This window comes from Streptomyces niveus (assembly GCF_001723055.1).
GTDB classification, from domain to species: Bacteria; Actinomycetota; Actinomycetes; order Streptomycetales; family Streptomycetaceae; genus Streptomyces; species Streptomyces niveus.
On sequence record NZ_MDCR01000166.1, the window covers coordinates 1 to 22,021 of the forward strand.

A 22,021-nucleotide genomic window follows, 5' to 3' on the forward strand; every position below is an offset into this window, starting at 1 on the left:
GCCCGCCGCGCGACGCGCCTGATGGTGGCCAGGCGCGTCGCGCGGCGGGCGATGGCGCTGTCATGGGTGACCATCACGAAGGTCAGCCCGTGCTCCTTCCACAGCCCTTCGAGCAGTTCCATGATCTCGTCGCGCATGGACTCGTCGAGGTTGCCGGTGGGTTCGTCGGCGAGCAGCACCTTGGGCTGTTTGACGAGCGCCCGCGCGATGGCGACGCGCTGCTGCTGGCCGCCGGACATCTCGGACGGCACGTGTCGCATGCGCTCGCCGAGTCCGACCGAGCGCAGGGCCTCGGCGGCGCGCTCGCGGCGCTCCGGGGCCTTGGTGCCGAGCGGGACCAGGGCCGTCTCGACGTTCTCCAGCGCGGAGAGGGTGGGGATGAGGTTGAAGCTCTGGAAGACGAAGCCGATGGTCCGGCCCCGTACGGCGGTGAGTTTGGCCTCGCCGAGCCGGGCGAGGTCGGTGCCGTCGAGCAGGATGCTGCCCGCGGTGGGCCGGTCGAGGCCGCCGAGCATCTGGAGAAGCGTGGACTTGCCGCCGCCGGTGGGGCCCTTGATGACGAGCCGGTCGCCCTCCCCGATGGTCAGATCGACACCGGCGAGCGCGTCGACGGTCTCCTTGCCTCTGCGGTACTGCTTGGTGACGCCGCTGAGTTCATACATGGTGCGACTCCTGGACTGCTGCGATGCTGCGATGAGTTCGGGGTGCTTCACGGGGCTCACCTCGGGGCTACTCGACGCGGCGCAGCGCGTCGGCGGGCCGGAGGCGGGAGGCGCGCCAGCCGCCGAAGGCGCCCGCGATCAGGCCGCCGGTCACCGCGAGGCCGACCGCGAGGGCGATCGTGGCGGCGGAGATGGGCGCGGTGAGGGCGATCTCGATGGCCTTGTCCGCGGCCTGTCCGGCGGGGCCGCCGGCCCTGATCATGCCGCCGCCACCGCCGCCGGGTCCGGCCGCCGCGCTGCCGACCTCGGCGGTGAGGGAGGGGCTGACGGCGGTCAGTACGTACGCGCCGGCCACACCCACGGCGATGCCGAGCGCGCCGCCGACCAGACCGTTGACCATGGCCTCGCCGACGACCTGCCGGGTGACCCGGCCGCTCTTCCAGCCGAGGGCCTTGAGCGTGCCGAATTCCTGTACGCGGCGGGTGACGGCCGACATGGTGAGCAGGCCGGCGACGACGAACGCGGCGATGAGGACGGCGATGGACAGCCACTTGCCGACGCTGGTGGCGAGGTCGGACGCGGTGGAGAGGGAGCCGGAGACGCGGTCGGCGAGGTCGGCGGAGGTGGTGACGGTGGTGCCCGGGATGTTCTTCTGGACGGCCGACTTGACGGCGGCGATCTGCTGCGAGTCGTCGGCCTTGACGTAGACCGTGGTGACCTTGTCCTTGGAGTCGGACAGGGTCTGTGCCTGCTTCAGCGGGATGTAGAGGTTGGCCGAGGCGTCGCCGCTGTCGGCGGTGGCTATGCCGACGATCTCGAACTTCGTTCCCTTGATGGTGACATCGCTGCCGACCTTGTACTTCTTCTCCTTCGCGTAGGCGGAGTCGACGACGGCCACCTCGGCGTCGGTCTCGGTCGTCTCGAACGTGCGGCCGTCGGTGATCTTGGAGGAGGTCAGCGGGCCGAGGTCCTGGTGGGCGGTGTCGGTGCCGTAGACGGTGTAGGAGTTGACGTCGAAGTTGGCTCCGCCGCCGCGTACTTCACCCTGCGGACCGCCCGTACCGCCACCACCGCCACCGCCGCCGCTCGTGTTCTCCCTCGGGGCGAACTCGCCGGGCTTGAACTCGCCGTCGACCTTGAGCACGGAGAGGCTGAGGCCGCCCACGGCGCCCGCCACACCGGTCTGGTCGGCGACCTTGCCGACGGTGCTGGACGCGAGGGTCTCGAAGCCCTGCGGCATCACGATGTCGCTGCTCTGTGTCTCGTCGCCGTCCTGCGCGTCGAAGTTGAAGCGCGGCCGTTCCCGGCCGCCCTCGGAGGGGGGCGGGGCGGCCTTGGTGACGGTCATGTCCGTGCCGAGTCCGTACAGCGACTCCAGCACCTTTCCTTGAGCCTGCCGCATGCCCGCGGACGCGGAGTTGACGACGATGACCAGCGCGATACCGAGTGCGAGCCCCGAGGCGACGACGAGCGCGGCCTTTCGGCGGCGGCGCAGTTCGCGCCGGAGGTAGGTGAAGAACATGGCGTGAAAAATAGGCAGGGCGCGTGATGGCAGCATATGAGCGGCGTAAGAGAAGGATGAGAAGCCGTCAATACGAAGCCGTCAGTACAGCGAGCACGGAACGGGAGAGTCACCGATGTCGCGCTACCACGAGATGAAGCACCGGGCCGTCACGGTGTTGCAGAGGCATGTCGCCAATCCGCTGTCGTCCCGGATGCCGTGGCAGATCCTGCTGGAGACCACGGGGCGTACGTCGGGACGTCCCCGGCGCACCCCGGTCGGCGGGGCCAGGGTCGGTCAGGAGTTCTGGCTGGTGTCCGAGTACGGGACGAAGTCGCAGTACGTACGGAACATCCTGGCCGACCCGAGGGTCCGCGTCCGCATCAAGGGGACCTGGCACACGGGGACCGCCCACCCGCTGCCGGACGACGACCCGCGCGCGCGGCTGCGGAGCCTGCCGACCGGGAACAGCGCGGTGGTGCGGCTGGTGGGGACGGATCTGCTGACGGTGCGTGTCGACCTGGACGGGTGAGCGTGGGCCGTCAGGAGTCGCCGGAGGTGTCGGGGAACGAGTGGTGCTCGTGCGCGACCACCCAGCGCCCGTGCTCCTTGCGCAGCCCGACGGTCAGCCGCAGCCGGACCTCCGGGTGCTCGGCCGACTGCTGCGGGGTGGCGCAGCGCAGCAGGGCGTACGCGTACGCGACGTCGGTCCCGGCGGTGACGTCCAGCTCCAGGATGTCGAACGTGGCACCGCCCGCCTGCCACTCGAAGAAGCCGGGCCAGGTCTCGCGGTAGGCGTCGATCCCGCGTACGCCCTCCTGGGGCGGCGGCACGTCGAACATCACGATGTCCGCGGCGTGGTCGGCCAGGACACGGTCCATGTCACCCGTGTGCACGGCCGCCGCCCACTGCTCGATCAGGGTCCGGATCCGCTGTGCGTCGTCGGACATCGGCGCGCCTCGCTTTCCTTGGGTGGCCAGACTCTAGGGGAGGACGGCCTCGCCAGGCTCCACCATGAACAGCGCGGCGCGTACGGCGGCGGTCGAGCCGGCCCCGGCGCCCTCCCAGCCGCGCACGCGGACGGTGGCGCTCTCGCCGGGCAGCAGCGTGAGCAGTCCCCGGTCGGCGACGGCGGTGGGGGCGAGCCGGTCGGCCTGGAGCAGCAGGTCGCGCAGCAGCGTACGGGCGGTGACGACGACGTCCACGACGTCGCCGTGGTCCACGACGGCCACGTCGTAGCGCGGGGCGGGGTAGGCGAACTCCCGGTCGCGTACGGGGAAGTGCAGCGCCCGCAGCACGCCCGGCCCTTCCGGTACGTCCGCGACCAGGAACTCCGTCGTGGAACCGGCGGCCGGCAGCAGATCGTCGGGCACCGCCGCGAGCGCGACCGAGCGTGCCCCGGCGCGCGCGGTCACCGTCGTCTCGGCGAGGGTGCGGCCGTCGGCGGTCGTACGGCGCAGCGTCACCTCGGCGTCCCAGGGGGCCGGGGACTGGTTGTCGGCGACGACGGTGGGGCGGCCGTCGCGGTTCTGCACGGTGAGCAGCCGGTCCGCGTACAGCTCGCGCAGCGTGAAGTACAGCGGTTTGGGGCGTTCGTCGCCGTCGACGGCGGCCCAGGAGGTCACCGGCCAGCAGTCGTTGAGCTGCCACAGGACGGTGCCCGCGCACAGCGGCCAGTGCGAGCGCCAGTGTGCGATGCCGGTGGCGATGGCGCGTGCCTGGTTGAGCTGGGTGAGGTAGTGCCAGCGGTCGAAACCGGCCGGTCCGCTCTCGGGGACGGTGAAGTGGCGGGCGAGGCCGCGCCGGAGTTTGCCGTTGCCGTCGGCGGCCTTCTGGTGGTGCAGCATGCCGGGTGAGGTGGGGTGGAGTTCCTCGCCGGGCAGGGCGCGCCGCAGGGTGGCGTGGGTGGGCGGTGCCTGCCAGCCGAACTCGGCGACGAAGCGGGGGACGGTGTCGAGGTAGTCCGTGTAGTCGGTGCGGTTCCAGACGTCCCAGGAGTGCGCGGTGCCGTGCGCGGGGTCGTTGGGGTGGTGGTCCCAGGAGCCGGACCAGGGGCTGCCGGCCCAGTAGGGCCGGGTGGGGTCGGTCTCGGCGACGATGCGGGGCAGCAGGCCCAGGTAGTAGCCCTCGCCCCAGGAGTCGCCGTCGAGTGCGGGCTCCCAGTCCCAGTCGCGGAAGCCCCACAGGTTCTCGTTGTTGCCGTTCCACAGGACGAGGGAGGCGTGCGGCATGAGGCGGGTGACGTTCTCGCGGGCCTCGGCCTCGATCTCGGAGCGCAGCGGCTGCTCCTCGGGGTAGGCGGCGCAGGCGAAGGGGAAGTCCTGCCAGACGAGCAGGCCGAGTTCGTCGCAGACGTCGTAGAAGTCGTCGCTCTCGTAGAGGCCGCCGCCCCAGACGCGTACGAGGTTGACGCCCGCGTCGGCGGCCTGGGTGAGGCGGGTGCGGTAGCGGTCGGGGGTGATGCGGGAGGGGAAGACGTCGTCGGGGATCCAGTTGACGCCGCGGGCGAAGACCGGTTCGCCGTTGACGGCGAGGGTGAAGGCGGTGCCGTGCGCGTCGGCGCCGGTGTCGAGGGTGACGGTACGGAATCCGACCCGGTGCTCCCAGCGGTCGAGGACCGTGCCGTCGGCGTCAAGCAGCTCCAACTCCGCTTCGTACAGCGGCTGTTCGCCGTACCCTCGGGGGCACCACAGGGCGGCGTCGGGGACCTGGACGGTGAGGGTGGCGTGGGTGCCGTCGACGGCGGCGGTGGCGGTGTGGTCGCCGACGCGGGCGCGGGCGGTGAGCCGGTGGGCGCCGCCGGTCCCGGTGCGTTCGACGTCGACGCGCAGTTCGGCGAGGCCGGTCGGGCCGTCGAGGGTCAGGTGCGGGCGGACGCGGGCGAGCCGGGCGGTGGACCAGTGCTCCAGGCGAGCGGGCTTCCACACGCCGGCGGTGACCAGGGTCGGCCCCCAGTCCCAGCCGAAGGAGCAGGCCATCTTGCGGATGTACTGGAACGGCTCGGGGTAGGCGTTGGGCCGCTCCCCCACCTGTGCGCGTACGGCCTCGGCCTCGGTGTAGGCGGAGGTGAACTCCACCTGGAGCGGGGTGGCGGTCTTCAGCCGGTCCGTGAGGTCGAAGCGGTAACTCCGGTGCATGTTGCGGGTGTTGCCGACGATCTCGCCGCCGACCCTGACGGTGGCGACGGTGTCGAGTCCGTCGAAGACGAGATCGGTGCGCTCGTGCGCGGTGGTGCGGGCGCCGAGCACGGTGTCGTATCGCCAGTCGGTACGTCCCACCCAGGCGAGGTCCGTCTCGTTCCGGGAGAGGAACGGGTCCTCGATGAGCCCGGCGGCGAGCAGGTCGGTGTGGACGCAGCCGGGGACCGTCGCCGGTACGTCGGTCCGGTCGTGGCGCAGCGTCCAGCCGTCGGTCAGGGGGGTGACGTCCTTCATGCGGCGTGCTCCGATCTCCGTAGACCGGTCCACCGTACTTCGCGGTGCGCGGGGGGAGTTCGGGCGGCTCAGGGCACCATCGCGATGCCGTCCAGCTCCACGAGCGCGCTCTCGTCCCAGAGTCTGACGACGCCGATCACCGCCATCGCCGGGTACTCGCGGCCGGCCAGCCGCCGCCAGACCCGGCCGAGTTCGGCGGCGTTCGCCCGGTAGTCCGCGACGTCGGTGGCGTAGACGGTGACGCGCGCGAGATGGTCCGGTGTGCCGCCGGTCGCGGCGAGCGCGGCGAGGAGATTGCCGAGGGCGATCTCGAACTGCTCGACCAGCGTCCGACCCACAACGGCGCCGTCGCCGTCGAGCGCGGTCTGGCCGGCCAGGAACACCAGCCGGCCGTCCGTCGCGCTCACGCTCACCGCGTGCGAGAAACCGCGGGGCGGGGCGAGTTCGGCGGGGTTGGTCCGGTGCAGGCTCATCCGTACAACTCCTTGGCGATGATGGTGCGTTGCACCTCGGTCGCGCCCTCGTAGATGCGGGGCGCGCGGACTTCGCGGTAGAGGTGTTCCAGCAGGTGGCCGCGTTGCAGGGCGCGGGCGCCGTGCAGTTGGACGGCGGCGTCGACCACGTACTGCGCGGTCTCCGTGGCGAACAGCTTCGCCATCGCGGAGCGGCGCGGCACGTCCGGCGCCCCCGCGTCGTACGCCTCGGCCGCCGCGTACACCAGCAGGCGGGCCGCCTCCGTGCGGGTCGCCATCTCCGCGACCTGGTGGGAGACGGACTGGAGGTCCTTGAGCGGGCCGCCGAAGGCGGTGCGGTCGGCGGTGTGCAGGAGGGTCGCCTCAAGGGCGGCGCCCGCCATGCCGACGGCGAAGGCGCCGACGCTCGGCCGGAAGAGATTCAGGGTGTTCATCGCGACGCGGAAGCCCTGGTCCACCTCGCCGAGGACGTCGGCGGCGCCCACGCGTACGGAGTCGAAGGCCAGGGAGCCGATGGGGTGCGGCGAGAGCATCTCGATCGGCGTACCGGTCAGTCCCGGCCGGTCGGCGGGGACGAGGAACGCGGTGACGCCGCGTGCGCCGGCGCCCGGGGTCGTACGGGCGAAGACGGTGTAGAAGTCGGCCTCGGGCGCGTTGGAGATCCAGCGTTTGTCGCCGGTGAGCAGCCAGCCGGGGCCGTCCGGGCCGTCTTCGCGTACGGCGGCGAGCGCGAGGGCCGCCGCGTCGGATCCGGCGCCGGGCTCGCTCAGCGCGAACGCGGCCACGGCGCGGCCCGCCGCCACCTCGGGCAGCCAGCGCAAGCGTTGCTCCTCGGTGCCCGCCTGGACGAGGGGGTAGCTGCCGAGCCCCTGGAGGGCGAGCGCGGTCTCCGCCTCCGTACAGCCGTGGGCCAGGGACTCGCGCAGCAGGCAGAGGTCGAGCGCCCCGGCGCCCAGCAGGCGGTCGAGGAGTCCCAGCTCGCCGAGGGCGGCGAGAAGCGGGCGGTTGATCCGGCCGGGCTCGCCCTTGTCGGCGAGGGGGCGCAGCCGGTCGGCGGAGACGGCGCGCAGCTCGTCGCACCAGGACTTTTGTGCCGGATCGAGCGAGAATACGGGCATCCGGGCCCTCACTTGTATCGCGTCTATCGCGGACTGTTGACTGTCGTCACCCACACGATACGCTCGATGCACAAGGCCACCAAGCCACCCCACGAGGGGGCGAACGATGGAGCTGACACCGGCGGTTCTCACACCCTCGGCGCACCGCGACACTTTTCCGCGCGACCATCTGCCGCCGCCCGAACAGTGGCCGGAGCTGGTCTTCGACCCGCCGCGGCTGCGCGGACCCGACCGGCTGAACTGCGCCGTCGAACTGCTCGACCGCACGGTGGACCGCTTCGGCGCCGACCGCCCCGTCTTCCACCTCCCCACCGGCGCCCCCTGGTCGTACGGTGAACTGCGCGCCCACGTCGACCGGATCGCGCACGTCCTGACCACCGACCTGGGCGTGGTGCCGGGCAACCGGGTCCTGCTGCGCGGCCCCACGACACCCTGGCTCGCGGCGTGCTGGCTCGCCGTGCTGAAGGCGGGCGCGGTGGCGGTGACGGTGCTCGCCCAGCAGCGCGAGCGGGAGCTGGCCACGATGTGCGAGATCGCACGGGTCCGGCACGCGCTCTGCGACATCCGGTCGGTGGACGACCTGGTCAAGGCCGAGGTGCCGGGGCTGCGCGTCGCGACGTACGGCGGGGACGCGCCGGACGATCTGCTGCGCCTCGCGGAGACGAAACCGGAGCGGTACGAGGCGGTGGACACGGCGGCCGACGACGTCGCGCTCATCGCGTTCACGTCGGGCACCACGGGGCGGCCCAAGGGCTGTATGCACTTCCACCGCGACGTGCTGTCCATCGCCGACACCTTCTCGCGCCATGTGCTGCGCCCGGAGCCGGACGACGTGTTCGCCGGCAGCCCGCCGCTCGGCTTCACCTTCGGGCTGGGCGGACTGGTGATCTTCCCGATGCGGGCGGGCGCGTCGGCGCTGCTCCTCGAACAGGCGGGCCCCAAGCAGCTGTTGGGAGCCGTCGCGGAGCGCGGGGTGTCGGTGCTGTTCACAGCGCCGACGGCGTACCGCGTCATGCTGAACGAACTGACCGCGGCGGACACGTACGACATCTCCGGGCTGCGGCGCTGTGTGTCCGCCGGGGAGAATCTGCCCGCCGCCACCTGGCGGGACTGGCACGGGCGCACCGGCATCCGGATCATCAACGGCATCGGCGCCACCGAGCTGCTGCACATCTTCATCTCCGCCGCCGACGACGCGGTGCGGCCCGGCACGACGGGGGTGCCGGTGCCCGGCTGGCAGGCGCGCGTCGTGGACGAGTCCGGCCGCGCGGTGCCCGACGGGGAGCCGGGGCTGCTGGCCGTACGCGGCCCGGTCGGCTGCCGGTACCTCGCCGACCCGCGCCAGAGCGTGTACGTGCGCGACGGCTGGAACCTCACCGGCGACACCTACGTACGCGAGCCCGACGGCTACTTCCGCTACGTCGCCCGCGCCGACGACATGATCATCTCGGCGGGGTACAACATCGCGGGCCCGCAGGTCGAGGAGACACTGCTGGCGCACCCCGATGTGACGGAGGCGGCGGTCGTGGGCCACCCCGACGAACTGCGGGGCCAGATCGTGGCGGCGTACGTCGTCCTGCGCGACGGGGTGCCGCCCGGCGAGGAGACGACGGAGGCGCTGCGCGCGTTCGTCACCTCGCGGCTGGTGCCCTACAAATGCCCGCGCGTCTTCGCGTTCCTCGACGCGCTCCCCCGTACCCCGACGGGCAAACTCCAGCGCTTCCGGCTCCGGCCCGACGCCTGAGACCGGTCCTCGCGCGACACGCTCTAGAGTGATCACGTGGCCGAGCAGCACACCCCGCGATCCCTGATCGTCACCCTCTACGGCGCGTACGGCCGGACCCCGGACGGCGCGCCGCTCGCCGTGGCGGAACTCGTGCGGCTGCTCGGCGCGCTCGGCGTCGACGCGCCGTCCGTACGGTCGTCGGTGTCACGCCTCAAACGCCGGGGGCTGCTGATCGCCGAGCGCACACCGCGGGGCGCCGCCGGGTACGCGCTCTCCGCCGACGCGCGGCAGCTCCTCGACGACGGCGACCGGCGCATCTACGGCCGGCCCGCGCCCGCGCTGTCGGACGGCTGGGTGCTCGTGGTCTTCTCCGTCCCCGAGGCCGAGCGCAACAAGCGCCATCTGCTGCGCTCCCGGCTGGCCGGGCTGGGCTTCGGGACCGCCGCGCCGGGTGTGTGGATCGCGCCCGGCCATCTGTACGAGGAGACGCGGCACGCGCTGGAGCGGCTGCGGCTCGATCCGTACGTCGACCTGTTCCGGGGCGAGCATCTGGGCTTCGCGGCGACGGCGGAGACGGTGGGCCGGTGGTGGGACCTCGGGCAGATCGCCGCGCTGCACGAGGAGTTCCTGCGGGCCCACGAGCCGGTGCTGCGGTGGTGGCAGACGCGGGGACCGGGCGCCGATCCGGCGGAGTCCGCGTACCGGGACTATCTGCGGGCTCTCGACTCCTGGCGCCAACTCCCCTACGCCGACCCGGGGTTGCCCGTGGAGCTGCTGCCCGCCAACTGGCCGGGCGGGCGGTCCGCGGAGGTGTTCGCGGCGCTGCACGGCCAACTGCGCGACGCCGGGGCCGCGTTCGTCGACCGGCCCTGAAACCGGGTGACGCGCCGGGGCGGCTGCGGCCATCATCGGGGGCATGGACGAGACACCACAGCCGCGGTGGATGGTCGTCGCCAACGTGGTGCGGTGGCGGCGGTACGGCGACGGCGGCCAGGAACTGCGGCCCGGCACGAAGGCGTACCGGGGCGGCGCCCGGGTGTTCGTCGTCGACACCTACCCCGGAATGGGGCACGAGGACGTGACCACGGTCGGCCAGGCGCGCAACACCGGCCACTGGATCACCATCGACATGCCGTCGCGGCATCTGCACACCTGCCGGGCCAGGCTCGTACACGCCCCCGCCGTGCTGCGCCGGGCCGAGAAGCTGGGTGTCGCGGCGCACACGGAGGAGAGCGCGCGGGAGTGGGCGGCCTCTCTGGAACGGCTCGCCGCGCGGTACCGCGGGGAGGCCCACCCCGGGATCCCGCACCCCGGCGGGTGTCTCTGCCACGAGTGCCTGAGCGGCGGACCGGGCCCGGTCAGCTGAGGGTGAGGCGCGGCTTCGGGCCGTCCGTGCGGCCCGTCGGGGGTGTGCGGCTGCCCGCGCGGTACGGCGGGGGCCAGGGCGCGCCGGGGCCGGTGTAGCCCTGGTCGGCCGCCGCGTGCAGGGTCCAGTGCGGGTCGTAGAGGTGGGGGCGGGCCAGGGCGCAGAGGTCGGCGCGGCCGGCCAGCAGGAGCGAGTTGACGTCGTCCCAGGACGAGATGGCGCCGACGGCGATCACCGGCACCCCGAGGGTGTTGCGGATCCGGTCGGCGTACGGCGTCTGGTATGAGCGGCCGAACTCGGGACGCTCGTCGGACACGACCTGGCCGGTCGACACGTCGATCGCGTCGGCGCCGTGCGCGACGAACGCCCGCGCGATCTCGACCGCCTCCTCGGCGGTGGTGCCGCCCGCGGCCCAGTCGGTGGCGGACGTCCGGACCGTCATCGGCCGGTCGGCGGGCCACCACTCCCGTACGGCGTCGAACACTTCGAGCGGGAAGCGCAGCCGCCCCGTGAGGTCGCCGCCGTACGCGTCGGTGCGGGTGTTGGTCAGCGGCGACAGGAAGCCGGAGAGCAAGTACCCGTGCGCGCAGTGGAGTTCGAGCAGGTCGAAGCCGGCGTCGGCGGCACGGCGGGTCGCGGAGGCGAACTGCTCACGTATCGCGTCGAGTCCGGCCCGGTCGAGCGCGCGCGGGACCTGGCTGACACCCGGGAGGTAGGGCAGCGCCGATGCGGCGGACAGCGGCCAGTTGGCGTCCGGCAGCGGCTGGTCCATGCCTTCCCACATGAGGCGGGTGGAGCCCTTGCGGCCCGAGTGCCCGAGCTGGATCCCGATCGCGGCACCGGGTGAACCACCCTCCGTGGGGGCGCCGTTGTGGACGAAGTCCGTCACCCGCCGCCAGGCCGCGCCCTGTTCGTCCGTCCACAGCCCGGTGCAGCCCGGTGTGATCCGGCCCTCCGGGCTCACGCACACCATCTCCGTCATCACGAGCCCCGCCCCGCCGAGGGCGCGCGCCCCGAGATGGACGAGGTGGAAGTCGCCGGGCGTCCCGTCGTCGGCGACGTACATGTCCATCGGGGAGACGACGACCCGGTTGCGCAGCGTCAGTCCGCGCAGCCGGAAGGGGGTGAACATCGGCGGCGTACCGGACGGGCAGCCGAAGTCCTCCTCCACGGCGCCGGTGAACGCGGCGTCCCGCAGGCGCAGGTTGTCGTGCGTGACACGGCGGCTGCGGGTCAGCAGACCGAACGCGAACTGGCGGGCGGGCTGGTCGGTGTAGGTGGCCAGTTCCTCGAACCAGCGCAGGCTCGCCGCCGCCGCGCGCTGCGTGGACGCCACGACGGGGCGCCGCTCGCTCTCGTACGCGGCGAGCGCGGCCGGCAGATCGGGCTGCTCGTCGACGCACGCGGCGAGCGCCAGCGCGTCCTCGACGGCGAGCTTCGTGCCGGAGCCGATGGAGAAGTGCGCGGTGTGGGCGGCGTCGCCGATGAGGACCGTGTTGCCGTGGCTCCAGCGTTCGTTGACGACGGTACGGAACGCGGTCCAGGGCGATGTGTTGGCGCGCAGCGCCCGCCCGCCGAGGGCGTCGGCGAAGATCTTCGCGCACCGTTCGGTGGACTGCCGCTCGTCGAGCGCGTCGAACCCGGCGGCGCGCCAGACCTCTTCGCGCATCTCGACGATGACGGTGCTGGCGTCGGGCGCGTACGGGTAGCCGTGGAGCTGCATCACGCCGTGCTCGGTCTCGGCGATCTCGAAGCGGAACGCGTCGAAGGCGAAGTCGGCGGCGAGCCAGATGTAGCGACAGCGTTCGGTGGTGACGGTCGGCCTGAAGATGCCGGCGTGGGCCTCACGGGTGCGGCTGTTCACCCCGTCGGCGGCGATCACCAGGTCGTGGCCGGCGGCGAGTTCGGCGGCGGACGGTGCCTGGGTGCGAAAGCGCAGCCGTACCCCCAGGGACTCACAGCGCTCGTGCAGGATTTCGAGGAGCCGGCGGCGGCCGAGGGCGGCGAAGCCATGGCCGCCGGAGGTCAGGGTGCGGCCCCGGTGGACGATGTCGATGTCGTCCCAGCGGACGAACTCGCCCTGGAGGGCGGCGTGGACGGTGGGGTCGGCGTGCTCGATGCCGCCGAGGGTCTCGTCGGACAGGACGACCCCGAAGCCGAAGGTGTCGTCGGGGGCGTTGCGTTCGAAGACGGATATCTCGCGCCGGGGGTCGAGCCGTTTGAGCAGGACGGCGGCGTACAGCCCGCCGGGTCCGCCGCCGATGACGGCGACCTTCAGGGGCGCGGTGGCGGTGCGGGTGCCCGGCACGGTCAGCGGCCCTGCCACTTGGGGGGCCGCTTCTCGGTGAAGGCGGCGTGGAACTCGGCGTAGTCCTCGCCGTTCATGAGCAACGCCTGGGTGGCGGCGTCCAGTTCGACGGACGCGGCGAGCGGCATGTCCAGCTCGGCGGTGAGCAGCGCCTTCGTCTGCGCGTACGCGAGGGCCGGGCCGTCGGCGAGCCGGCGGGCGAGTTCGGCGGCGCGGCTGCCGGCGGCGCCCTCGTCGGTCAACTCGCTGATGAGACCGATGCGTTCGGCCTCCGGCGCGCGTACCGGCTCGCCCAGCATCAGCAGCCGGGTGGCGTGGCCGAGGCCGACGACGCGCGGCAGCAGATAGGCCGCGCCCATGTCGCCGCCGGAGAGACCGACCCGCGTGAAGAGGAACGCGAAGCGCGCGGTGGGGTCGGCGACACGGAAGTCGGCGGCCAGCGCGAGGACGGCGCCGGCTCCCGCCGCGACCCCGTGCACGGCGGCGATCACCGGGAACGGGCATTCGCGGACGGCGCGGACGACCTGCCCGGTCATCCGGTTGAAGTCCAGGAGCTGGGCGGTGTCCATGGAGAGCGTGGCACCGATGATCTCGTCCACGTCGCCGCCCGAGCAGAAGCCGCGCCCCTCGCCCGCCAGGACGAGGGCGCGCACGGACCGCTCGCGGGACAGCTCGGCGAGCAGGTCGCGCAGGTCGGCGTAGGCGCCGAAGGTGAGGGCGTTGAGCTTGTCGGGGCGGGCGAGGGTGACGGTCGCGACCCCGTCCTCGCGCGTCAGCCGCAGATGGCGCCACTCCTCGGTGCGGGGGGTGGAGCCGGCGAACGGGCTCATGGGGCGGCCTCCTTCAGCTCACTGCTGGGCGGACCTTCACCAGCACGGTATCACTCGTCTGTGACTGCCGTCACGAGTGCGCGATACGGCGGGATTACCCCTCGGACGCCTCCGTCGAGACCGCCGCCGGGAGCCTCGTCCGGTCGCGCCGGGGCCGCCGAAGGTCCCGTGTGACACGCCGAAGGCCCCGGGGGAAAAGTGGCGGAGGTCCCATTTCCGGCAGTCCGCCGGCTCTTGTCATGCTGTTTACGCTCCGTAAGGCTGGGCCCAGGCCCACACATGTCGTGAGATTCCCCGAGTTCCGGCCCAGGGCCCCCTGGCACCTCGCACCGCCGCGAGGTACCGCCCCGACGTACGACGCACGCACCGCCCGAAGCACCACCCCGAACGGATTCCCCGCCTTGCTCGACGAAGCCTCGGACACCGCCTCCTGGCGGATCACCCTGCCGCACAGCGCGTCAGCGGTGCCGATGGCGCGTGCCCTGATCCGTACGGCACTGGCCGACATCGGACCGACCCCGGACAGTGACACGGCGGAGCTGCTGACGGCGGAACTGGTCGCCAACGCCGTCGAGCACACCGATCCGGCCGTCCCCATCGTGCTGGTGGTCGAGCTGCTGCCCACGGGCTGCCAGATCGAGGTCCACGACGGCGACCCCGGCCCGCCGGGCGATCTGTCGGCGCCGGTGCCCGGCCGCGTACCCGACCCCTGGCAGGAGCACGGCCGGGGGCTGCTGCTGATCCGCACGCTGAGCGCCGACTGCGGTCACCGTCCGACGGACCGGGGCAAGGCGGTCTGGTTCACCCTGTCGGCGCGCTGAGGCGCACGCCGTACGGTGAGCCCCTCACCGCCGCGCCGAGCCTCACGCCGTACGGTGCGCGCGCGGCGGGATCTGGTCCGGGGCGAGCGTCGCGACGAGAACGGCCTTGATCGTGTGCAGCCGGTTCTCCGCCTCGTCGAAGACCACCGAGTGCGCGGACTCGAAGACCTCGTCGGTCACTTCGAGTTCCGTCAGCCCGTGGCGCTCGTGGATCTCCCACCCGACGACCGTCCCGAGGTCGTGGAAGGCCGGCAGACAGTGCAGGAACTTCACGTCCGGATTCCCCGTCGCGCTCAGCACGTCCATCGTCACGCTGTACGGACCCAGCGCCGCGATGCGCTCGTCCCAGACCTCCTGCGGCTCCCCCATCGACACCCACACGTCGGTGGCGACGAAGTCCGCGCCGCCGACGCCCTCGGCGATCGACTCCGTGAGCGTGATCCGCGCGCCACTGGTCTCGGCGGCCTTACGGGCCAGGGCGACGACGTCGTCCGTCGGCCAGTAGGCGCGGGGCGCGACGATCCGTACGTCCATACCGAGCAGCGCGCCGGTCACGAGGTAGGAGTTGCCCATGTTGTAGCGGGCGTCGCCGAGATAGGCGAAGGCGATCCGCTCCAGCTGCTTGTCGGTGTGCTCGGTCATCGTGAGGACGTCGGCGAGCATCTGCGTGGGATGCCAGTGGTCGGTGAGCCCGTTGAAGACCGGCACCCCCGCGTAGGCGGCCAGCTCCTCCACGGTCGACTGCGCGTCACCGCGGAACTGAATGCCGTCGAACATCCGGCCGAGCACCCTGGCGGTGTCCTTGGCGGACTCCTTCTTCCCGATGTGCGACCCGGCCGGGTCGATGTACGTCGTGGAGGCACCCTGGTCGGCCGCGGCCACCTCGAACGCGCAGCGCGTACGCGTCGACGCCTTCTCGAAGATGAGGGCGATGTTCTTGCCGCGCAGGAGCTGCACCTCGGTGCCCGACTTCTTCGCGGCCTTGAGCCCGGCGGCCAGCTCGACCAGCCCCCGGAACTCGTCGGCGGTGAAGTCCAGCTCCTTGAGGAAGTGGCGGCCTGCGAGTTGTATCGCCATATGGCTGCTCCTGCGTCGCGAATACGGAGACCTGCACGGGGACCGGTACAGAGACCTTGGAACTATATACGACCTTCCGTATTGATATACAGGGGGCAGGGTCTGCCCGGCCGGTCGCCGGTCAGACCGCGTCCCGTTCGATCGGACAGCTCATACAGCGCGGCCCGCCCCGCCCCCGGCCCAGCTCACTGCCCCGGATCTCGATCACCTCGATCCCCTGCTTGCGCAGATACGTGTTCGTGGTGACGTTGCGCTCGTACGCCACGACCACCCCCGGCTCGACCGCCAGCACGTTGCAGCCGTCGTCCCACTGCTCACGCGCGGCGGCGTGCACGTCCTGCGTCGCCGTCAGGACACGGATCCTGTCCAGCCCCAGGGCGGCGGCGATCGCGCGGTGCATGTGCTCCGGCGGATGGTCGGTGACCTTCAGCTCGTTGCCGCCCGCGCCCGGCTCGATGGTGTACGAGCGGAGCATGCCCAGGCCCGCGTACTGCGTGAAGATGTCGCGGTCGACCATCGTCATCACCGTGTCGAGGTGCATGAACGCCCGGTGCTTCGGCATGTCGAGCGCCACGATCGTCCGCGCCGAACCGGCCTCGAACATCCCGCGCGCCAGCATCTCCACGGCCTGCGGCGTGGTGCGCTCACTCATCCCGATCAGTACGGCGCCCGCGCCGATGACCAGCACGTCACCGCCCTCGATGGTGGACGGATAGTCGCCCTGCCCCTCCGACCAGTGGTGGAAGGGCCCGGCGTCCGGGCCGGTGAAGAGCGGGTGGTGCTTGTAGATCGCCTCGAAGTGGACGGTCTCGCGCTGCCGGGCCGGCCAGCGCATCGCGTTGATGGACACGCCGTCGTAGATCCAGGCGGAGGTGTCGCGGGTGAAGAGGTGGTTCGGCAGCGGGTCGAGCAGGAAGTCGTCCAGATCCATGACGTGGAAGCGCACGGACGTCGGCTCGGCGTGGCTGTCCAGGAACTCGCGCTTGGTCATCCCGCCGACCAGCGCCTCCACGAGCGCGTCCGTCGGCAGCGCGTCGAAGACCGACCTCAGATGGTCGGTGGCGAGCGGACCGTACTCCTTCTCGTCGAAGACCCGGTCCAGGACGAGCGCGCGCGCCGTCGGGATGTCCAGGGACTCCCGCAGCAGGTCACCGAAGAGATGCACCTTGACGCCCCGGTCGCGCAGGACGTCGGCGAAGCCGTCGTGCTCCTCGCGGGCGCGGCGCACCCACAGCACGTCGTCGAAGAGCAACGCGTCCTTGTTGGTGGGGGTGAGCCGCTTCAGCTCCAGGTCGGGGCGGTGCAGTATGACGCGGCGCAGCCGCCCGGTCTCGGAGTCGACATGGAATCCCATGACTCCATCCTCGCGGATCCGGCCCCGTTCACACGGCGAATGACGACAGTGACCGGGCCGCGGGGCTCCTGAGAACCCCGAGACCCGGTCGGCGCATATGCCCCTCGGGGGCGGCGGACCACCGGCTCCGGGAGGTCAGAGCCGGGGGTCGACCGGCTCCGACTCCAGCGCCAGCACCGCGAACACCGCCTCGTGGACGCGCCACAGCGGCTCGTCGTCCGCCAGCCGGTCCAGCCCTTCGAGCCCCAGCGCGTACTCGCGCAGCGCCAGCGACCGCTTGTGCCCCAGGAACCGGCCGCGCAGCCGCTCCAGATTCGCAGGCTGGGTGTACTCGGGGCCGTAGATGATCCGCAGATACTCCCGCCCGCGCACCTTGATGCCCGGCTGCACCAGCCGCTTCTTGCCGTCCCGCACGAGCGCGTCCAGCGGCTTGACGACCATGCCCTCGCCGCCACGCCCCGTCATCTCCAGCCACCAGTCGACCCCGGCCCGTACCGACTCCTCGTCGCCCGTCTCCACGACGAGACGGCGGGTGACCTGGAGCAGCCCGGTCGGGTCGTGCTCCGTCAGCCGGTCGATCCAGGCCAGCTGCCGGTCGTGCGGTACGGAGGCCAGGCTGCGGCCCCGCGCGGCGAGGAGCTGGAACGGCGCGAGACGTACGCCCGCCAGACCGTCCGTCTCCCAGCAGTAGCGCCGGTACGCCTCGGTGAACGCGGCCGCGTCGGCGGCCCGTTCACGCTGGCCGCGCAGCAGCGCGCCCACGTCGACACCCCGGCCGACGGCCGCTTCGAGCGCGCCCGTCACCGCCGGGAAGACGGCGCCCGCCGCCGCGCCGACCGCCGCGTACTGCGTGCGCAGCAGGCCGGTGGCCTTCAGCGACCACGGCATCAGCTCGGCGTCGAGCAGCAGCCAGTCCGTGTCCAGCTCGGCCCAGAGACCGGCGGCGTCGATGGCCGTACGGAGGCGGCCCAGGATCTCCTCGGTGACCGCCGGGTCGTCGAAGAAGGGGCGGCCGGTGCGGGTGTGCAGGGCGCCGGTCGGTCCGTGGGCCGTGGCCCCGCCGCCTTCTCCGGCATCCCCGCTGTCGGTCCCGTCGACACCGAAGCGCTCGCGCGCCACGGACGCGTCGCGGCACACCAGCGCAACCGCGCGCGAGCCCATGTGCTTCTCCTCGCACACGACCCGCGCCACACCGTCCTCGCGGTACTGCGCGAACGCCTCGGCCGGGTGCTCCAGATAGCCCTCCTCGCGGGAGGTCGCGGTGGGCGCCATGGTCGGCGGCAGGTAGGCGAGCAGCCGTGGGTCGACGGCGAACCGGCTCATGACCTCAAGGGCCGCCGCCGCGTTCTCCTCGCGCACCGCGAGCCGCCCCATGTGACGGGTCTCCACGGCACGCCGGCCGTGCACGTCGGCGAGGTCGAGCGGACGGCCCTCGCGGCCGCCGGGCGCCTGCGTACCGAGCGGCTTCGTCGGCTCGTACCAGACACGCTCCGCCGGTACGTCGACCAGCTCGCGCTCGGGCCAGCGCAGCGCCGTCATCTTCCCGCCGAAGACGGCGCCGGTGTCGAGGCAGATGGTGTTGTTGATCCAGGAGGTGCTCGGTACGGGGGTGTGCCCGTACACGACCGCCGCCCGGCCCCGGTAGTCCTCCGCCCACGGATAGCGCACGGGCAGACCGAACTCGTCGGTCTCGCCGGTCGTGTCGCCGTACAGGGCGTGCGAACGGACCCGGCCCGACGTGCGGCCGTGGTACTTCTCCGGCAGCCCGGCGTGACAGACGACGAGCTTGCCGCCGTCCAGGACGTAGTGGGAGACGAGGCCGTCGATGAAGGCCAGCACCTCCGCACGGAAGGCGTCGTCCTCCTTCCCCAACTGCTCGACGGTCTCGGCGAGTCCGTGCGTGAGCCGGACGTTGCGGCCCCGCAGCCAGCGGCCCAGCTTGTTCTCGTGGTTGCCCGGCACGCAGAGCGCGTTGCCCGCGCCGACCATGCGCATCACGCGGCGCAGCACACCGGGGCTGTCGGGGCCGCGGTCGACGAGGTCGCCGACGAACACCGCCGTACGGCCTTCGGGGTGGGCGCCGTCGCCGTCCGCGTAACCGAGCCTGGCCAGCAGGGTGTCCAGCTCGGAGCGGCAGCCGTGGATGTCGCCGATGATGTCGAAGGGGCCGGTGAGGTGGGTGAGGTCGTTGTAGCGGCGTTCGGTGACAACCCGCGCGCGCTCGACCTCCTCGACGCTCCGCAGGACATGGACCTTGCGGAAGCCCTCACGTTCGAGTCCGCGCAGCGAACGGCGCAGTTCCCGCTGGTGGCGCTTGATGACATGGCGGGGCATGCCGGCCCGGTCGGGGCGGGTGGCGTTGCGCTCCGCGCACACGGCCTCGGGCAGATCGAGGACGATCGCGATGGGCAGCACGTCGTGCTCCCTGGCGATCCGCACGAGCTGCTTACGGCTCTCCGGCTGGACGTTGGTGGCGTCGATGACCGTGCGCCGACCGGCCGCCAGGCGCTTGCCCGCGATGAAGTTGAGCACGTCGAAGGCGTCGCCGCTGGCGCTCTGGTCGTTCTCGTCGTCCGCGACGAGACCACGGCAGAAGTCGGAGGAGATGACCTCGGTGGGCTTGAAGTGGGCGCGCGCGAAGGTCGACTTGCCGGAGCCGGTGGCGCCGATCAGGACGACGAGGGAGAGGTCGGTGACGGGAAGGACGCGGGGCTCGGTCGTTGCGGTTCTGCTGTCGTCGCTCATGCGGCCTTCTCCTCCTTCTTGTTCGTGTCTGTCGCGGCCATGGTGAACACGCCCATCTGCGTGGGCGGCCCCACCTCCGGGTCGTCCGGCCCCACCGGCACGTACCGCACCGCGTACCCGTGGCGCGCGGCCACCGCGTCCGCCCAGGCGCGGAACTCCGCGCGCGTCCACTCGAAGCGGTGGTCCCGGTGGCGTACGTGCCCGGCGGGCAGCGTCTCCCAGCGGACGTTGTACTCGACGTTCGGCGTCGTCACCACGACCGTCGCGGGCCGCGCCGTACCGAACACCGCGTACTCCAGGGCGGGCAGCCTCGGCAGGTCCAGATGCTCGACGACCTCGCTGAGCACGGCGGCGTCGTACCCCTTGAGCCGTTTGTCCGTGTACGTGAGCGAGCCCTGGATCAGCGCGACACGCTCCGCCTGGCGCTCACTCATCCGCTCGGTCTTCAGGCGGCGGGCGGCGACCGTGAGCGCCCGTACGGACACGTCGACACCCACCACCTTGCTGAAGCGCACGTCCTTCAACAGCGCCTGTACGAGCTGCCCCTGGCCGCAGCCGAGGTCGAGCACGCTGGCGGCTCCGGCGTCGCGCAGGGCGGTGAGGATCGCCTCGCGGCGCTGATCGGCGAGGGAGACGGTCTTGTCCGCCGTCTCGGCCGTGTCGGTGCCTTCGTCCGGCGCCGGGTCGTCGACGGCGTTGTCGATCGCCTCCACACCGATGTCGTCGGCCTCGGCGAGCCGGACCAGTTCGAGGCGTTCGGCGGCCTCCCTCGTCAGGCTCCAACGGCGGTTCAGATAGCGGTTGGTGATGAGCTGCCGCTCCGGGTGTCCGGCCAGCCAGCCCTCGCCCGCCCGCAGCAGCTTCTCCACCTCGTCGGGCGCGACCCAGTAGTGCTTGGCGTCGTCCAGCACCGGCAGCAGCACGTACAACTGCCGCAGCGCGTCGACCAGCCGCAGCTCCCCCTCCAGTACGAGCTGTACGTAGCGCGAGTCGCCCCACGCGGGAAACGTCTCGTCCAGCACCACCGGCCGCACGTCGACGGTCGTCCAGCCCAGCGGCCCGAACAGGGCGCGTACCAGCTCGGCGCCGCCGCGCGCCGGCACGGCGGGCACCTCGATGCGCAGGGGCAGCGGCTCGGCCGCGCGCTCGGGGCGCGCGGCGCACACGCCGCGCAGAGCGCTCTTGAAGACGGTGCTCAGCGCGACGGCGAGCAGCGAGGACGCGGCGTACGGACGGTCGTTGACGTACTGCGCGAGCGCCGCGTCGGGCGCGCCCCCGCGCCCCTTGCCCTTGCCGCGCCGGACGAGGGCCACGGGATCGATCTCCAGCAGGAGCGCGGCCGTGCAGCGCTCGGCGGACGCCTCGGGGTAGAGGACGTGCGCGGTGCCGTGGGAGGTCGGGAACGCCTGCGCCTTGTCGGGATGCTTGTGCAGCAGAAACCCGAGGTCGGTGGCGGGGCGTTCATGGGTGCCGGTCGTACTGATCGTAAGGAACACCCGACCGAGTATGTGCGTCGGCGGGCGGGCGGCGGTAGCGGATTACCGTCGCTGTGTCCGTGTCGCCTTCTTGAAGATCTCGAAGAGGGCCAGGTAGTTGTCGCTGCCGTGGCCCTCGGCGATCGCCTGATCGACGATCTCCTTCAACTGCCGGGGCTGGTCGGGGTGGACGCCCTGTTCCTGGCTGGTGCGGACGATGTGGTCCAGCGCGTTCCGGTTCATCTCCATGGTGCCGAGGTCACCGGGGTAGTGGGCCTGGTCCAGGTCGGGCGCCTGCTCGACGAAGGACGCCGGGCTCAGCACGGTGGGCATGAACCAGCCGGCAGCGAGTTCGGTGAACTCGACCGCCGAGACGTCCGCCGAGCCGACCAGGGCGGTCGCGTGCAGCCAGCCGTTCATGGTCGTGTACATCATTTCGAGCAGCGCCGTGTTGTAGAGGACCGCCAGTCCGGGATCGGCGCCGAGGTGGCGGGGGTCGCCCATGGTCGCCAGAGTCGCCCGGTGCTCGTCGAAGACGTCCCGCGAACCGCTGTACAGGAAGACGGAATCGGGGTGTCCGACGAGTGGCGGCGGCACCATGATCGCCCCGTCCAGATATCCGAGGCCGTGCTCGTCCGCCCAACTGACCGCCGTGCGGGCTTCGTTCGGCGTACCGGAACTGAGGTTGACCAGTGCGTGGCCCGCCGGCGCCTCACCGGCCGGGTCGAAGACCTCGTACAGCGTGTCGTAGTCCTTGAGGCACATGACCGTCAGGGGGCTCGCGGACACGGCCTCGGCGACGGTCGCCGCGCGGCGGGCGCCCTGGGCGACGAGGCTGTCGGCCTTCTCCGGGGTCCGGTTCCAGACGGTCAGGGGGTGGCCGCGTCGGAGCAGCGCCTCGGCGAGCGCCAGGCCCATGGGGCCGAGTCCGACAACGGTAACGGGGTTGCTGAGCTGGGGAGTTGACCGCTTCGACGGCATCGGCTGCTTCGTTGTCATGCTTGGGAGGTTAGAGTTTCACATCGGTGTGAGAGTCAAATCGAATCTGTGTGGTGGCGGTCACGTGCGCATCGGAGCCCTTTCCCGCCGGACCGGCGTCAGCCAGCGGCTGCTGCGCTACTACGAGGAGCA

18 protein-coding genes are annotated in these 22,021 nt (G+C 72.0%); 5 read left to right on the plus strand and 13 right to left on the minus strand.

The window, feature by feature from the left end:
* Both BHU15_RS20415 and BHU15_RS20420 read right to left on the minus strand, forming a co-directional pair.
* Positions 1-662: ABC transporter ATP-binding protein (locus BHU15_RS20415; protein WP_069628518.1), on the minus strand; the 662-nt coding region annotated here is incomplete at its 3' end.
* Between the two features lie 67 nt (positions 663-729).
* Entirely contained in the window at positions 730-2,184 is a 1,455-nt protein-coding gene (locus tag BHU15_RS20420) for an ABC transporter permease (protein ID WP_069628519.1), read from the minus strand.
* A 115-nt stretch (positions 2,185-2,299) separates the two neighbouring features.
* On the opposite strand from BHU15_RS20420, the gene BHU15_RS20425 reads away from it, so the two are divergent.
* The gene (locus BHU15_RS20425; protein ID WP_069628520.1) at positions 2,300-2,695 is read left to right on the plus strand and encodes a nitroreductase/quinone reductase family protein; all 396 of its coding nucleotides are present in this window, start codon (positions 2,300-2,302) and stop codon (positions 2,693-2,695) included.
* Positions 2,696-2,705: 10 nt separating this feature from the next.
* On the opposite strand, the gene BHU15_RS20430 is transcribed toward BHU15_RS20425, so the two are convergent.
* The 4 genes from BHU15_RS20430 to BHU15_RS20445 all read right to left on the minus strand — a co-directional run bounded on the left by BHU15_RS20430 (position 2,706) and on the right by BHU15_RS20445 (position 7,188).
* Positions 2,706-3,113 carry a nuclear transport factor 2 family protein gene (locus BHU15_RS20430; protein WP_069628521.1) on the minus strand — a complete coding sequence of 136 codons (408 nt, stop codon included), beginning with the start codon at positions 3,111-3,113 and terminating at the stop codon, positions 2,706-2,708.
* Positions 3,114-3,146: 33 nt separating this feature from the next.
* The gene (locus BHU15_RS20435) at positions 3,147-5,597 is read right to left on the minus strand and encodes a glycoside hydrolase family 2 protein (RefSeq protein WP_069628522.1); all 2,451 of its coding nucleotides are present in this window, start codon (positions 5,595-5,597) and stop codon (positions 3,147-3,149) included.
* Between the two features lie 68 nt (positions 5,598-5,665).
* Positions 5,666-6,070: a RidA family protein gene (locus BHU15_RS20440; RefSeq protein WP_069628523.1), complete on the minus strand. Its 405-nt coding sequence runs from the start codon at positions 6,068-6,070 to the stop codon at positions 5,666-5,668.
* Entirely contained in the window at positions 6,067-7,188 is a 1,122-nt protein-coding gene (locus tag BHU15_RS20445; RefSeq protein ID WP_069628524.1) for an acyl-CoA dehydrogenase family protein, read from the minus strand. The genes BHU15_RS20440 and BHU15_RS20445 overlap by 4 nt, the downstream gene beginning before the upstream one ends.
* A gap of 106 nt (positions 7,189-7,294) precedes the next feature.
* Here BHU15_RS20445 and BHU15_RS20450 point away from each other — a divergent pair, with 106 nt between their 5' ends.
* From BHU15_RS20450 to BHU15_RS20460, 3 genes are read left to right on the plus strand one after another with little or no spacing between them, the layout of a single operon-like run.
* Positions 7,295-8,932, plus strand: coding sequence for an AMP-binding protein (locus BHU15_RS20450; RefSeq protein WP_069628525.1), 1,638 nt, complete (start codon positions 7,295-7,297; stop codon positions 8,930-8,932).
* Between the two features lie 36 nt (positions 8,933-8,968).
* Positions 8,969-9,787: a PaaX family transcriptional regulator gene (locus tag BHU15_RS20455; RefSeq protein WP_069628526.1), complete on the plus strand. Its 819-nt coding sequence runs from the start codon at positions 8,969-8,971 to the stop codon at positions 9,785-9,787.
* A 43-nt stretch (positions 9,788-9,830) separates the two neighbouring features.
* Positions 9,831-10,280, plus strand: a complete 450-nt coding sequence (locus BHU15_RS20460) for a hypothetical protein (RefSeq protein WP_069628527.1) — start codon at positions 9,831-9,833, stop codon at positions 10,278-10,280.
* Here the strand turns inward: BHU15_RS20460 and BHU15_RS20465 are convergent.
* Together BHU15_RS20465 and BHU15_RS20470 are read right to left on the minus strand one after the other, a co-directional pair.
* On the minus strand, positions 10,273-12,606 hold the full coding sequence (locus tag BHU15_RS20465; RefSeq protein ID WP_069628528.1) for a bifunctional salicylyl-CoA 5-hydroxylase/oxidoreductase: 2,334 nt from the start codon (positions 12,604-12,606) through the stop codon (positions 10,273-10,275). The genes BHU15_RS20460 and BHU15_RS20465 overlap by 8 nt on opposite strands.
* Positions 12,591-13,418 carry an enoyl-CoA hydratase family protein gene (locus BHU15_RS20470; RefSeq protein ID WP_069628529.1) on the minus strand — a complete coding sequence of 276 codons (828 nt, stop codon included), beginning with the start codon at positions 13,416-13,418 and terminating at the stop codon, positions 12,591-12,593. The genes BHU15_RS20465 and BHU15_RS20470 overlap by 16 nt, the downstream gene beginning before the upstream one ends.
* A 401-nt stretch (positions 13,419-13,819) precedes the next feature.
* Between BHU15_RS20470 and BHU15_RS39320 the strand changes: the two genes are divergently transcribed.
* Complete coding sequence (locus tag BHU15_RS39320) at positions 13,820-14,239, plus strand: ATP-binding protein (protein WP_069628530.1); 420 nt, start codon at positions 13,820-13,822, stop codon at positions 14,237-14,239.
* 42 nt (positions 14,240-14,281) lie between these two features.
* On the opposite strand, the gene argF is transcribed toward BHU15_RS39320, so the two are convergent.
* The 5 genes from argF to BHU15_RS20500 form a co-directional block, all read right to left on the minus strand.
* Positions 14,282-15,316, minus strand: coding sequence for an ornithine carbamoyltransferase (argF, locus tag BHU15_RS20480; RefSeq protein ID WP_069628531.1), 1,035 nt, complete (start codon positions 15,314-15,316; stop codon positions 14,282-14,284).
* A gap of 121 nt (positions 15,317-15,437) precedes the next feature.
* The gene (locus BHU15_RS20485; protein ID WP_069628532.1) at positions 15,438-16,670 is read right to left on the minus strand and encodes an arginine deiminase; all 1,233 of its coding nucleotides are present in this window, start codon (positions 16,668-16,670) and stop codon (positions 15,438-15,440) included.
* Between the two features lie 135 nt (positions 16,671-16,805).
* The gene (locus BHU15_RS20490) at positions 16,806-19,415 is read right to left on the minus strand and encodes a polynucleotide kinase-phosphatase (protein ID WP_069628533.1); all 2,610 of its coding nucleotides are present in this window, start codon (positions 19,413-19,415) and stop codon (positions 16,806-16,808) included.
* On the minus strand, positions 19,412-20,911 hold the full coding sequence (locus BHU15_RS20495) for a 3' terminal RNA ribose 2'-O-methyltransferase Hen1 (RefSeq protein ID WP_069628534.1): 1,500 nt from the start codon (positions 20,909-20,911) through the stop codon (positions 19,412-19,414). Before BHU15_RS20495 ends, BHU15_RS20490 begins: the two co-directional genes overlap by 4 nt.
* Before the next feature lie 42 nt (positions 20,912-20,953).
* Positions 20,954-21,889, minus strand: coding sequence for an NAD(P)-dependent oxidoreductase (locus BHU15_RS20500; RefSeq protein ID WP_255293160.1), 936 nt, complete (start codon positions 21,887-21,889; stop codon positions 20,954-20,956).
* Between the last annotated feature and the right edge of the window lie 132 nt (positions 21,890-22,021).

What these genes read in the sequence shown, in the direction of transcription:
- BHU15_RS20420 (WP_069628519.1), bottom strand. Translation starts at nt 2,184, where the DNA reads ATGTTCTTCACCTACCTCCGGCGCGAACTGCGCCGCCGCCGAAAGGCC.
- BHU15_RS20425 (WP_069628520.1), top strand. Translation starts at nt 2,300, where the DNA reads ATGTCGCGCTACCACGAGATGAAGCACCGGGCCGTCACGGTGTTGCAG.
- BHU15_RS20430 (WP_069628521.1), bottom strand. Translation starts at nt 3,113, where the DNA reads ATGTCCGACGACGCACAGCGGATCCGGACCCTGATCGAGCAGTGGGCG.
- BHU15_RS20435 (WP_069628522.1), bottom strand. Translation starts at nt 5,597, where the DNA reads ATGAAGGACGTCACCCCCCTGACCGACGGCTGGACGCTGCGCCACGAC.
- BHU15_RS20440 (WP_069628523.1), bottom strand. Translation starts at nt 6,070, where the DNA reads ATGAGCCTGCACCGGACCAACCCCGCCGAACTCGCCCCGCCCCGCGGT.
- BHU15_RS20445 (WP_069628524.1), bottom strand. Translation starts at nt 7,188, where the DNA reads ATGCCCGTATTCTCGCTCGATCCGGCACAAAAGTCCTGGTGCGACGAG.
- BHU15_RS20450 (WP_069628525.1), top strand. Translation starts at nt 7,295, where the DNA reads ATGGAGCTGACACCGGCGGTTCTCACACCCTCGGCGCACCGCGACACT.
- BHU15_RS20460 (WP_069628527.1), top strand. Translation starts at nt 9,831, where the DNA reads ATGGACGAGACACCACAGCCGCGGTGGATGGTCGTCGCCAACGTGGTG.
- BHU15_RS20470 (WP_069628529.1), bottom strand. Translation starts at nt 13,418, where the DNA reads ATGAGCCCGTTCGCCGGCTCCACCCCCCGCACCGAGGAGTGGCGCCAT.
- argF (WP_069628531.1), bottom strand. Translation starts at nt 15,316, where the DNA reads ATGGCGATACAACTCGCAGGCCGCCACTTCCTCAAGGAGCTGGACTTC.
- BHU15_RS20485 (WP_069628532.1), bottom strand. Translation starts at nt 16,670, where the DNA reads ATGGGATTCCATGTCGACTCCGAGACCGGGCGGCTGCGCCGCGTCATA.
- BHU15_RS20490 (WP_069628533.1), bottom strand. Translation starts at nt 19,415, where the DNA reads ATGAGCGACGACAGCAGAACCGCAACGACCGAGCCCCGCGTCCTTCCC.
- BHU15_RS20500 (WP_255293160.1), bottom strand. Translation starts at nt 21,889, where the DNA reads ATGACAACGAAGCAGCCGATGCCGTCGAAGCGGTCAACTCCCCAGCTC.